This is a genomic window from Nonomuraea sp. NPDC050451, from assembly GCF_044458585.1.
This window is the reverse complement of sequence record NZ_JBITHZ010000020.1, coordinates 19,848-31,567: the sequence shown is the minus strand read 5'-3', so window position 1 is coordinate 31,567 and position 11,720 is coordinate 19,848. Positions and strand designations below refer to the sequence as shown.

At 70.3% G+C, this 11,720-nt stretch carries 14 protein-coding genes and 1 tRNA gene; 8 read left to right on the top strand and 7 right to left on the bottom strand.

The genetic code is table 11. The features are described 5' to 3' along the window. Positions 1–25 precede the first annotated feature (25 nt). Entirely contained in the window at positions 26–775 is a 750-nt protein-coding gene (locus tag ACIBI9_RS42020; RefSeq protein WP_397231079.1) for a thioesterase II family protein, read from the bottom strand. Positions 776–1,099: 324 nt separating this feature from the next. Between ACIBI9_RS42020 and ACIBI9_RS42015 the strand changes: the two genes are divergently transcribed. Next, positions 1,100–2,140 (top strand): MupA/Atu3671 family FMN-dependent luciferase-like monooxygenase, encoded by a 1,041-nt coding sequence (locus ACIBI9_RS42015; protein ID WP_397231077.1) that lies wholly within the window; start codon positions 1,100–1,102, stop codon positions 2,138–2,140. Then, on the top strand, positions 2,137–2,655 hold the full coding sequence (locus ACIBI9_RS42010; RefSeq protein WP_397231075.1) for a flavin reductase family protein: 519 nt from the start codon (positions 2,137–2,139) through the stop codon (positions 2,653–2,655). Before ACIBI9_RS42015 ends, ACIBI9_RS42010 begins: the two co-directional genes overlap by 4 nt. Positions 2,656–2,699: 44 nt before the next feature. Here the strand turns inward: ACIBI9_RS42010 and ACIBI9_RS42005 are convergent. From ACIBI9_RS42005 to ACIBI9_RS41995, 3 genes are all read right to left on the bottom strand, one after another. Next, positions 2,700–2,773, bottom strand: a tRNA-Lys gene (locus ACIBI9_RS42005). Between the two features lie 41 nt (positions 2,774–2,814). Beyond that, positions 2,815–3,738, bottom strand: coding sequence for a nucleoside hydrolase (locus ACIBI9_RS42000; RefSeq protein WP_397231073.1), 924 nt, complete (start codon positions 3,736–3,738; stop codon positions 2,815–2,817). 237 nt (positions 3,739–3,975) lie between these two features. Next, positions 3,976–4,368, bottom strand: coding sequence for an OsmC family protein (locus ACIBI9_RS41995; RefSeq protein ID WP_185068009.1), 393 nt, complete (start codon positions 4,366–4,368; stop codon positions 3,976–3,978). A 52-nt stretch (positions 4,369–4,420) separates the two neighbouring features. Between ACIBI9_RS41995 and ACIBI9_RS41990 the strand changes: the two genes are divergently transcribed. Both ACIBI9_RS41990 and ACIBI9_RS41985 read left to right on the top strand, forming a co-directional pair. Further along, positions 4,421–5,122 (top strand): hypothetical protein, encoded by a 702-nt coding sequence (locus ACIBI9_RS41990; protein ID WP_397231071.1) that lies wholly within the window; start codon positions 4,421–4,423, stop codon positions 5,120–5,122. Between the two features lie 50 nt (positions 5,123–5,172). Beyond that, on the top strand, positions 5,173–5,946 hold the full coding sequence (locus tag ACIBI9_RS41985) for an FAD:protein FMN transferase (RefSeq protein ID WP_397231069.1): 774 nt from the start codon (positions 5,173–5,175) through the stop codon (positions 5,944–5,946). A 78-nt stretch (positions 5,947–6,024) separates the two neighbouring features. Here the strand turns inward: ACIBI9_RS41985 and ACIBI9_RS41980 are convergent, their stop codons facing one another. Further along, a complete protein-coding gene (locus ACIBI9_RS41980; protein WP_397231067.1) occupies positions 6,025–6,300 on the bottom strand; it encodes a hypothetical protein in 276 nt (91 codons plus the stop codon). Positions 6,301–6,434: 134 nt separating this feature from the next. On the opposite strand from ACIBI9_RS41980, the gene ACIBI9_RS41975 reads away from it, so the two are divergent. Continuing rightward, positions 6,435–6,815 (top strand): phage holin family protein, encoded by a 381-nt coding sequence (locus ACIBI9_RS41975; protein ID WP_397231065.1) that lies wholly within the window; start codon positions 6,435–6,437, stop codon positions 6,813–6,815. Positions 6,816–6,822: 7 nt separating this feature from the next. Further along, entirely contained in the window at positions 6,823–8,202 is a 1,380-nt protein-coding gene (locus tag ACIBI9_RS41970) for an aromatic amino acid lyase (RefSeq protein ID WP_397231063.1), read from the top strand. A gap of 226 nt (positions 8,203–8,428) precedes the next feature. Here the strand turns inward: ACIBI9_RS41970 and ACIBI9_RS41965 are convergent, their stop codons facing one another. Beyond that, complete coding sequence (locus ACIBI9_RS41965) at positions 8,429–9,418, bottom strand: LacI family DNA-binding transcriptional regulator (protein WP_397231061.1); 990 nt, start codon at positions 9,416–9,418, stop codon at positions 8,429–8,431. 265 nt (positions 9,419–9,683) lie between these two features. Between ACIBI9_RS41965 and ACIBI9_RS41960 the strand changes: the two genes are divergently transcribed. Both ACIBI9_RS41960 and ACIBI9_RS41955 read left to right on the top strand, forming a co-directional pair. Then, positions 9,684–10,544, top strand: coding sequence for an amidohydrolase family protein (locus ACIBI9_RS41960; protein ID WP_397231059.1), 861 nt, complete (start codon positions 9,684–9,686; stop codon positions 10,542–10,544). After that, positions 10,541–11,074, top strand: coding sequence for a cysteine dioxygenase (locus tag ACIBI9_RS41955; protein ID WP_397231057.1), 534 nt, complete (start codon positions 10,541–10,543; stop codon positions 11,072–11,074). Before ACIBI9_RS41960 ends, ACIBI9_RS41955 begins: the two co-directional genes overlap by 4 nt. Here ACIBI9_RS41955 and ACIBI9_RS41950 read toward each other — a convergent pair. Next, positions 11,043–11,711 (bottom strand): hypothetical protein, encoded by a 669-nt coding sequence (locus tag ACIBI9_RS41950; protein ID WP_397231055.1) that lies wholly within the window; start codon positions 11,709–11,711, stop codon positions 11,043–11,045. The genes ACIBI9_RS41955 and ACIBI9_RS41950 overlap by 32 nt on opposite strands. Positions 11,712–11,720: the final 9 nt, after the last annotated feature.

Here is an 11,720-nt window from a genome sequence, read left to right as displayed (position 1 = left end):
CTCTTCCTGCAACCGAAAGGGGGACCTACGCCTGTACGGCGGGGATGTTCTCGGTGATCTTCCGCATGACCGCTGCCGCGTGGGAGTTCAGGTAGAAGTGGCCGCCGCGGAAGACGTGCATGTCGAACGGGCCGCTGGTGTGCTCTTTCCAGCGCTTCGCCTCGTCCAGCGACACGTGCGGGTCGGAGTCGCCGACCAGGGTGATGATCGGCGCGTCGATCTTGACGCCGGGCGGGCAGCGGTAGGTCATGATCGCCGTGTAGTCGCCGCGCAGCGACGGAAGGATCATGTTCACGAGCTCGGGGTCGTCCAGCATCCGCGTGTCGGTGCCGCCGAGCCGCCGCACCTCGGCGATGAGCGCCCGGTCGCCCTCCTTGTGCACGGTCTCGACGCGTACGCTCGACGGCGCGCGCCGGCCGGACGCGAAGAGCACCTGCGGCGAGACGCCGTCGCCCATCAGCCTCCTGGCCACCTCGAACGCGACCACCGCGCCCATGCTGTGCCCGAAGAAGGCCATCGGCCGGTCCGCCAGGGGCAGGATCTCCCCGGTGAGGCGATCGGCGAGGGTGGCGATGTCGTCGATGCACGGCTCCAGGCGGCGTTCCTGCCGGCCCGGATACTGGATCGCCAGGACGTCGAGCCGCGGTGAGAGCTGTTTGGCGACCGGGTGGAAATAGGAAGCGGAGCCGCCCGCGTGCGGGAAACAGATCAGACGGGTGGCGGATGCCGGCGCGGCGAAGAACCGCCGTACCCACGCTCCGGTTTCGGTGATCACTGGACATTCCTTCCTTCGACCCTGCCGACCAGGAATTCGGCGCCACGCCGCTTTCTGTGTATTCCAGCCCATGCGGCCGAGGCGTAGCCACGGGATTCGCCCCCTAATGTCCGGGACCATTCCCCTAACGAATCCGTCGACGGTCCGGCGCGCGGTGAAGCCGCGCCGAAACAAGGGGCGATAAGGGTTGCCCGAGCGCGTCAAGCCGTGCCCAGCAGCGGGGACGTCCGGCTAGTGGGCGCTAGGGGTTACCCCGCTTTCTCTGCTCACAAATACTTGTGACACCCGGACCGGGCGCATCAGAGCGGCACGCAAGGAGAAACGATGGACTTTGGTCTATTCTATTTCGCCGACGATGTCAGGGCGGGAACCGACCAGTACCGGCTGTTGCTGGAAGGGGCCAGGTTCGCCGACACCCACGGATTCTCCGCGGTGTGGACACCCGAGCGGCATTTTCATGAATTCGGCGGCCGATATCCCAATCCCGCCGTGAGCGCCGCGGCCGTCGCCGCCGTGACCGAGCGGGTCGCCATCCGCGCGGGAAGCGTCGTGGCGCCGCTGCACCACCCGGTGCGCATCGCCGAGGAATGGGCCATGGTGGACAACCTGTCCGGCGGCCGGGTCGGCGTGTCCTTCGCCCCCGGCTGGCATGTGGTCGACTTCGCGTTGCGGCCCGAGAACTACGCCGGCCGCCGGCAGGTGACGATGGACACCATCGACACGGTGCGACGGCTGTGGCGGCAGGAAGAGGTGGAGCTGGTCGACGGGGCGGGCGAGTCGGTCAAGCTGCGCGCGTACCCGGCGCCGGTCCAGCCGGAGCTGCCCACGTGGCTCACCAGCTCGGGCAATCCGGAGACGTTCCGCCAGGCGGGCGAGCTCGGTTACGGCATCCTGACGCACCTGCTCGGCCAGAGCCTGGACGACCTCGTACGCAAGGTCGCCGACTACCGCGAGCACTACGCCAGGGCGCACAGCGGCACCGGCCACGTCGCGCTGATGCTGCACACCTTCATCGGCGAGGACCGCGCCCGCGTGCGCGAGGTGGTCCACCAGCCCTTCACCGACTACCTGCGCAGCTCTCTCGGCCTGGTGCTGAAGGCGGCCGAGGACCTGATGCCCGGCATCGACCCGGACTCGATGGACCCCGAGGACATCGAGTTCCTCCTGGAGGTCTCGTTCGACCGCTATTTCGACACGGGCGGCCTGTTCGGCACGGTCGACGACGGCATGGCCGTGCTGAACTCGCTCCAGGAGATCGGCGTCGACGAGGTCGCCTGTCTCATCGACTTCGTCCCCGACACGGACACCGTCCTCGACGGGCTGCGCCACCTCGACGAGCTCAAGCGACGCTGGAGCACACGATGATCGACAGCCTGAGGCTGAGGCGCGTGCTCGGCCACTATCCGACGGGGGTCGTCGTCATCGCGGCGCTGGAGGACGGCGAACCGCACGGTTTCACGGTCAACTCCTTCACCTCCGTCTCTCTGGACCCGCCCATCGTGAGCTTCTGCGCCGCCCACACCTCGGCCACCTGGCCCCGCATCAAGGCCGCGGGGGCCTTCACGATCAGCGTGCTGGGCGCCGCGCAGGAGCAGGTGTGCCGGTCGTTCGCGGCCAAGGGGAGCGACAAGTTCTCGGGCGTCGACTGGTCGGTACGGGAGAGCGGCCACCCGGCGATCAAGGGCGCGGTCGCGTGGATCGACTGCGTCCTGGACCTGAGCCACGTGGTGGGCGACCACGAGCTGATCCTCGCCAAGGTGGTGTCGCTCACCGTGAACGACTCCGACGACGACCCGCTCGTCTTCCACCGCGGGCGTCTCGGCCGGGTGTGCGCCGAGACCTTCCCGATCCTGACGCGGCGCTGCCCGGCGCTCGCCTGAATCAAAAAAGCCCAGGCCACCTGAGTGACCTGGGCTTTTCGCTGTGCGCCGCCAGGGACTCGAACCCCGGACCCGCTGATTAAGAGTCAGCTGCTCTGACCAACTGAGCTAGCGGCGCAACAGGTGTAACTGTATCAGCCGCTGAGCCCTGCCCGCACATCATCCGAGCCGCCCCGCCAACCTCTCGTACGCTCCCAGCACCAGCTCCCAGAATCCCTTGACGTCGATCGACGTGGCCACGAGCGCGTTCGCGTCCTGCTCGCTCACCTTGAAGTCCGTCACGGTCATCCCCCGCGTGTACAGGCCGGCGGTCTCGACGTTCACCATTGCGGGGACGCAGGTGAAGAGGGAGGGGTCGAGCACGTACGCCACCGCGCACGCGTCATGGATGGCCGGCCCGCTGTCGGCCGTCACCACTCCGTAGAACTGCGCGGCGGGCACCAGCAGCTCGGCCAGCTTGCCGAGAGGCCACATCCGGTCCAGGACCTCCGAGGTCACCATGGCGGACAAGGTCACGTCCAGCCCCAGCATCCGCACCGTCCACCCGGCGCCGAAGACGATGGCGGCCGCCTCCGGGTCGGCCAGCATGTTGAACTCGGCCGCCGGATTGTGGTTGCCTCGCGTGAACGAGCCGCCCATGATCACCAGCTCGCGGGCCCACTCCACGACGCGCGGCTCGCGGCGTACGGCGAGGGCGATGTTCGTCAGCGGGCCCACGGCCACCAGCGTGATCTCGCCCGGGGCGGCCTTCAGGGTGTCCACGATGAAGTCGACCGCGTGGCCGTCCGAGGGCCCGAGTTGCGGGGCGGGGAGCACCACGCCGCCGAGGCCCGTGGCGCCGTGCACGCGGGTGGCGCGTACGGTCTCGCGCAGCAGGGCGCCGGCGCTGCCCGGCGTCACGGGGACATTCCCCATTTCCAGGAACTCCCGCAGCGCGAGCGCGTTCGCGGTGGTCAAGGAGAGGTCAACGTTGCCGCCCACGGTGGTCACGCCCACCACGTCCAGGGAGGGGGAGCCGGCGGCCAGGGCCAGAGCGAGCGCGTCGTCGATGCCGGGGTCGCAGTCAATCAGCACTTTCTTCACGGAAGGGGAGGATACGCATAGATCGGGCCGGGCAGTTCCCCCAAAGCTGCCCGGCCCGATCGGCGGCGGTCCAGGCCGGCGCTTCCCCCAAAACGCCGGCGGTCCCGCACTAGCGAACCGCGGTCCCCCTCCGCGTCCGCTTCGGTGAAGGTCTATTGGCCTCTTGACCTGCTACAACGCTACCGAGACGAATGCAACGGTCGCGTCATAACGGGGTCGAATATCTGTTTAATCCGACTACGGAAGCTCCAACCGAACCTCCGTACCTTCCTGAAGCGACCTGCTCACCGTGCAGTACTTCTCGTGCACCCGCTCCGCGACCGCCCTGAACACCTCGTCGGCCTCCTCCGAGGGCAGCTCGACGTCGTACGTGACGGTGACCGGGCCCAGCTTGCTGGGCTCGACCTTCTCCGCCTGCACCGTCATCGCCAGGCGGACCAGCCGGTGACCCCGCTTGGCGGTCAGCGGCTCGACCGTCACGATGTTGCATCCGCCCACCGCTGCCAGCAGCAACTCCACCGGGGTGAACACCCCGTCCTCGTCGCCGCCGCCCATCCGTACCTCGGCGCCGCGGGCGTTCGTAGCCCGGAATCCGCCGTCCTCAGTTCGCTCGACACGCACGTTAGCCATGTTTCAGACCCTACTCAGAAACCTTTAATGTTCATTCAGCATCGTGAGTGGCATGGCTAGCGAGGCGAATGCGAACCAAGGTCCCGTTCTCTTCTGGTGCGGGGTCGCGGTGGCCGAGTTCGGTGCGATCCAGCCGGGATTCGGCTACCCGTGGCGACCCAGTGCCTACGCCGCCGCGGCGCTGCTCGTCGCGTTCGGCCTGATCACCGTCAAGGCCGCCGACTACCTCCGCACCGAGGAGGCCAGGCAGCGCCTGCGGCTCGGCAGCTATCTCGCCGGCGCGCTGCTGGTGGCCCACCAGTTCAGCTCCACGGCGTACGTGACCGACCTCAGCCGCGCCGGCTCGCTCATCCTGTACGCGATGGCGGCCGTCATGGCGGTCTGGAGCCACCAGGTCTCCCACACGACCAGGCCGACCCTGCTGATCGCCACCGGCCTCGACGCGGCCGCCCTGCGCGAACGGCTGGCCGGCACGCCCGACACCGTGGCCGTCTACCGCACCGAGCGCGCCACCGACGAGCTGCGCGACCTGGAGGCCCGATACGGGCTCATCCTCATCGAGGGCGCCGAACACGACCCGCGGGCCAAGGAGCGCCTGAGCGCCTCCGGCCTGAGCCGCCAGATTCCCGACATCGCCGAGCGCGACGTGGTGGTGGCCGGTCCGCGGCAGTTCAAGAGGTACGTACGGGGTGCGTTGTCACGCCTTGCTGTCCCGAGATCACAGATTCATTTCAAATCAGGGCAAAAGGTTTAGCTTCACATTACGCGCCATCTGCAACGGTGGGCTGCGGACAAGGAGGCAAGGTGACGACTTTCCCCGGAAGCGCCCGTGTCGAGATGGTCATGGGCATGCCGGTCAGTGTGGACATCCGCACCGCTCTCCCGGCGCGCGAGATGACGCCCCTGCTGGATGACGCGTTCTCCTGGCTGAGGTGGGTGGACGACACCTTCAGCCCGGTAAGGGAGGACAGCCAGATCGGCCGCCTCAACCGCGGCCAGACGATCAGGCAGATCCCCGAGCTCATCGAGGTCCTCCACCGCTGCGACGAGATCAGCCAGGCCACCGACGGCTACTTCGAGGCCCGCATCAACGGCGTCACCGACCCGTCGGGCTACATCAAGGGCTGGGCGCTCGAACGCCTTTCCCGCGCCCTGGTCAATGCCGGCGCGGGCGACCACCGCATCAGCGCGGGCGAGGACATCAGGGTGCGCGGCTCGGCCGCCCCGGGCAAGCGCTGGCGCGTCGGCATCCGCGATCCGCGCAAAGACGTGATCCGCAAGGTCGTCTTCGCCCACGACCTCGGCATCGCCACCTCCGGCGGCGCGCCCATCGTCAACCCGCACACGGGGGCCGTCGAGGAAGGGCTCGGCTCGGTCACCGTGATCGGTCCCGACCTGGGACTGGCCGACGCGTACGCCACCGCCATCTACGCCATGGGCCCCATGCTGGCCAGGCGCTTCGCGGCCGACCTGGCGGCGGGGCCGTACCAGACGATGATCATCACCCGTGACGGGCAGGAGGTCAGCACGCCCGGCTTCGCGGAGTACAGCGGCATCGAGGCCCGCCTGGCGGGCTGAACGGGCCGCGCCCGCGTGGTGACGGAGGGTGGCCCGCATCGGCCCTGCGAGGTCACCCCCGACGCGCCGGCAGCACGGTCAGGCGTCGGGATGTCTACGCAAATACTCTATGTAGATCGGGCGTAGCGCCTCGCCCAACTGCCCTTCGCCGGAGGCGATGGCATCGCTGAGCAGCGCGGAGACCCTGCTGAGGTCGTTGGCGGCCTCCGTGCCGTGACCACTGGCGGCCTCGGCGGCCGGGATCACCTTCAACAGGTCCCAAAGAAACCCCAGGTCCCCATGGCGTACGGCATACCGCACCGCACGGTCGTGCAACTCGTCTGCCGGCAAAGACTCGAGCCCGTTCGCGTCCATCTCGCTCCCTCCCCCTGGACGCCCCTTCCCGAGTTGGGCCAACCATAACCGGCGACTACGGACAGTAACCGCTGGGAATCGTAGTGGCCGCGCCACTATCGAAGTGCCGATCTCAAGTGGGAGGATCAAGCAGCGTGAGATTCATCATCAGAACCATCGCCGCGGCGGCGGCCCTCTGGGTGGCCATCCAACTGGTCCCCGGCATCGAGGTCAGCACCTCCACCAACTCCGCCAAATACTGGGGCGTGCTGCTGATCGTGGCCTTGATCTTCGGCATCGTGAACGCGATCGTCAAGCCCATCGTCAAGGCCCTCGGATGCGCGATCATCGTCCTGACGCTGGGCCTGTTCCTCCTCGTGATCAACGCGGCCATGCTGCTGCTGACGAGCTGGATCTCAAGTCAGCTCGACATCCCCTTCCACGTCGACAACTTCTACCCGGCCGCCTTCTGGGGCGCGATCATCATCAGCGTGGTGAGCTGGCTGCTGGGCCTGTTCATTCCCGACGGCGACTGAACCGCCGGTGGAGCTCGACGGTGCCGGCCTGACCTGCGCGCAGGTCCACGACGCCGCGTACGGCGGTGCCCGGGTCACGATCGCCTCCCTCGATCGGGCCCGGGCCGCGTGGGCCACCGCTCGGGAGCTCACGGGCCCCGTGTACGGACGGAGCACCGGCGTGGGCGCCAACAGGGGCGTCATCCTCGACAAACCCGGCCTTGACCTGCTCCGCAGCCACGTGTGCGGCGCCGGCCCGCCCATCCCGGCGGCCCGCGCCCGGGCCATGCTCGTGGTCCGGCTCAACCAGCTCCTCGCCGGCGGCTCCGGCATCGACCCGGCCGTCCTGCCGGTGCTGGCCGAGGCGATCAACGGCGGTTTCACCCCGCCGATCCAGACGTACGGCGCCATCGGCACCGGCGACCTCGGCGCCCTCGCCACCACGGCCCTGTGCCTGCTCGGCGAGCTCCCCTGGCACCACGAACCCCCACCCCTCTCCCCCGACGCCACGCCCCCGCTTCCTCCTGGAACACCGCCGATCGACGCGGCCGAACCGCGCTTCCCCTTCGCCCCGGAAGACGCCCTCCCGTTCATCAGCTCGGGAGCCGCCACGCTCGCCGACGCCGCCATCGCCTGCCACCGCCTCCGTCTCCTCCTGGAGGCCGTCATCGACGTGGCGGCGATGTCGTTCACCGCCGTGGGCGCGTCGGCCGAGCCGCTGGCGGCCGCCGTACAGGAGGCCCGCCCCCACCCCGGCCAGGCCGCCGTGGCCGCCCGCCTGCGCGGCCTGCTCACCCAGGAGCTGGCGACCCGCGTGCAGGACCCGTACGGCTACCGGGCCTTCGCCCAGGTGCACGGGGCCGCCGTGGACGCCCTCGACCGGGCCACGGCCGCCGTCGAGATCGACCTCAACGCCGCCGCCGAGAACCCCCTCATCTCCGGCTCCCTGGCCTGGCACAACGGCAACTTCCACTCGGCCCCGCTGGCGCTGGCGCTCGACGCGTTGCGCGCCGCGCTCGTACAGACGGCCCAGCTCAGCACCGCCCGCCTGGCCACCCTCATGGACCCCGCCTACACCGGCAACCATCCCTTTCTCGCCGACCGCCCGGGGTCGTCGGGGGCGCTGATCCTGGAGTACGTGGCCCAGGACGCCCTGGCCGAGCTCCGCCTCCTCGCGACGCCGGTGACGACGGGCACGGCGGTGATCTCCCTGGGCACGGAGGACCACGCGGGCTTCGCCACCCAGGCGGCCCGCAACGCCCTGCGCTGCCTGGAGCCCCTGGAGATCGTCCTGGCCTGCGAACGCACCGCCGCCCTCCGCGCCCTCAACACCCCCACCCCGGACCGCCCCCTCACCGACGACCTCACCACCTCCCGCCACGCCCTGACCCCCCACCCCCCACCCTGACCCACCCCACCCGACGTCCACGCCCACCGGCGGCCCGGCAGACGCGGGGGGTGCGGGCGGGCGTGCGTGCGGGGGGTGCAAGCGACCCACGACTGCGCCGTCTCGGGGGCGCCCAGTCTCGGAGGCGCCCGGCCCCAGGGGCGTCCGGTGCCGGGGTGCCCGGCCTCGGGGTGTTCGGCGCCGGTGCGGCGGGGCGGGGTGGTGTGTGGCGGAGGGCGGGGAGGCGTTATGGCACGCGGGCGACCGATCCCCGTTCGCGGAGGGTGGGTGCCTGGACGACGCGCCGGCGCCGGGTCCCCCCGTCGGCCGCGGCCGAGATGAGGCGGACCGCCGCCTTGACGATCCCGTCGATGTCCCAATCGACGGTCGTGAGACCGGGCGTGAGCAGCCCCGACATCGGGTGATCGTCATACCCCATGACCGACACGTCCTCGGGCACGGCCAGCCCCAGCTCCTGAGCGGCGGCGTAAACCCCGTAAGCGATCGAGTCCGCGAAGCAGAACACCGCGCTCGGCCCCTGCCCCGCCAGCAGCTCGCGCGCCGCGGCGGTGGCCCCCGCCAGCCCGTGCGGGGCGGTGGCGACCACGATGTCCAGCCCCAGCCGGTCGGCCTCGGCGGTGACGTGCACGTCGGCGGGCCGGTCGGGAGTGCTGGCCCGGGTCGGGGTGAGGACGGCGATGCGGTGGTGGCCCAGCGCGCGCAGGTGCTCCAGCGCCAGCGTCACGCCGCGCCGGTTGTCGAAGACGACCTCCCCGGCCGTGCCCGCGATCGAGTCGCCGATCGCGACCACCGGCAGCGACTCGCACAGCTCGGGCCAGAACGCCGCCACCGGATCGATCGGCTGGACGATCAGGCCGTCAACGCGCTGGTCGCGCAGCCGCTGGGCGAAGGCCCGCTCGCGGGCGGGATCCCCCACCGCGTCGAGAATCAGGGCATAGCGGTCTTTCTCCCGCAATCCCCTGCTGATGCCGACCGCGAGGGACTGCTGCCACAGGTCCTCCAGCGAGCCGCACAGCAGGCCGATCATGCCGGTGCGCCCGCTGGCCAGGGCCCTGGCGATGGGGTCGGCCTCGTAGCCGAGCTCGGCCGCCGCCGCGCGTACGCGCTCCATGGTCTCCTCGGAGACCTGCAGGCCGCGCAGCGCATATGAGACGGCTGCCGGTGACAGGCCCGTGGCCTGAGCCACCTCCCGGATCGTGGCTCTCTTGCGAGGCATTAAGCCAGCCTATTCGCTCGCGCCGACAGAACCGATTCCTGCCAGCCGATTGTCGGCTTTGCCACCCAAAGCGCCGAGCAGCAGCCACCCGGGAAGACCGGGCTGGTCGGCGTTTCCGGGCCGCGGCCGCGGCGCCCGAGCCCGTTGACAACGGGCTTGTGAAGCGGTTCACTGAACCGTATCACTGAAACGCTTCACAGCTCAGTGTCGCAAGGTGGGGCGGGTTACCTGTAATGTTAGTAGGGAATAGGGGAAGGAGGAGGCCGTGAGCATCGACGTCCATCAGCATGTCTGGACGCGCCCGCTCGTCGACGCCCTGCGCGCCCGTTCCTCCCCTCCCCGCGTCGACGGCTGGACGTTGATCCTCGACGACGAGCCCCCGTACGAGATCGACCCCCAGGACCTCGAGCACCGCGACACCACCGGCCTGGAGCTGGCGCTGGTGTCGCCGTCCAGCCCGCTGGGCGTCGAGTTCCTGCCGCCGGAGGAGTCCTGGCAGGTCATCGACGCCTACCACGACGGCGCGCTCGCGCTGGGCGAGCCGTTCGGGGCCTGGGCGTCCACGTGCCTCAGCCGGCCCGACCCCGAGCGCCTGGCCCGGGACCTCGGCCGCGGCTTCGCGGGGCTGCAGATCCCCGCGACGGCCGTGCCCGACGACGGCCTGCTCGAGGTGCTGACGGACCTGGACCTTCCGCTGTTCGTCCACCCCGGCCCGGCCGCGAAGACCCCGGGCACGCCGCCCTGGTGGCCCGCCGTGGTGCCGTACGTCCAGCAGATGCACAGCGCCTGGCACTACTTCCACGCCGTCGTCCGCCCCAGGCACCCGGAGCTGCGCGTCTGCTTCGCCCTCCTCGCGGGGCTCGGCCCGCTGCACTCCGAGCGCCTGATCGCCAGGGGCGGTGGCAGCCGCGGTCTGGTCGATCCGAACTTCTTCGTGGAGACCTCCTCCTACGGCCCGCGGGCGATCGACGCGATCGTCCGCGAGCTGGGCATCGACGTCGTCGTCAACGGCTCCGACGCCCCCTACGCCACCGCACCCGAGCCCGGACTCGGCGCGGCCGCCGGCCACGCCATCCGGGTCGCAAACCCCCGTCGTCTACTAGCCAGAAGGGAGACTCGTACGTGAGCACGAAGCAGATCCAGGACGGGGGCACCTGTGCCCAGTTGCCCGAGCGCGCGCTCGACCGGCGCGAACTACGCGACCTGGTGAACGAGCTGGCCGCCCACCCAGAGGAGTGGCGGGACCAGGTGGAGTTCCCCGAGGACGGCGGCAGGCACTACGCCTCGCTCTACCGCGACGCGTACGTGGACGTCTGGCTGCTCTGCTGGCGCCCCGAGGACGACACCGGCTGGCACGACCACGACATCTCCTCCGGCGCCGTCCACGTGGTGCAGGGCGCGCTCCTGGAGTGCAACCCGCGCATCGGCGGCGAGCACCTGGAGACCGTGGTCTCGGAGGGGCAGTCGTTCTCGTTCGGGCCCGACCACATCCACCGGCTCAACGGCGCGGTGGACGAGAGCGTCTCCATCCACGCCTACTCGCCGCCGCTGTGGCGGCTCGGCCAGTACTCCATCGACGGCACCGGCGTCATGCGCCGCGTCTCGGTGAGCTACGCCGACGAGCTCAGGCCGCTGGACGACGCGGTGGTGGCCTGAGCACGCAGCAGCTTCCGCAGGGCTCTACATCGGGCAGTGTGATCCACAGGCAGCAGGTCCTGCGGAAGTAGCCGTCGCCGGCGGGCTCGATCAGCCCGTCGACCGGCGGGCCGATCTCCTTCAGCAGCCGCATGTAGTCGCCCGGCACGATCGACGTCAGCGGATGGGCGAGCGCCTCCGCCGTGGATCCCCACAGCGTCCGCTCGCCCACCTTCGCCACCGCCCCGATGGCCCGCACCAGCGGCGCCTGCGACTCGGCGAGCGCCTCGCGGATCGCGGCGGCCCCTTCGGACCAGCTCACCCGCGTGGCCGCGATCGTCACCCCGGCGTCCGACACCTTGAAGTACGTGTCCGCCGGCCGCATGATCGGCACCCGCCCGTCCAGCGCCCAGCCGAGCGCCATGGGCATCGTGTGCCAGTAGCCGTACGTCTTCCAGAACAGCGCCGCGCCGACGTGACGTGGCGCGTTCCAGCGCGCGGCCGTCTCGTCGATCAGCCCGAGCAGCGCCGCGTACGGCTCCCGCAGCAGCTCGGTGACCGGCGTCCAGCTGCTGTCGGGCTCGATGACCAGGCGAGGCTCGACGCCCAGCACCCCGCCACGCGCGTCGGCGACCCGCTGGAGCGTCTCGGTCAGCACCCTGAATCC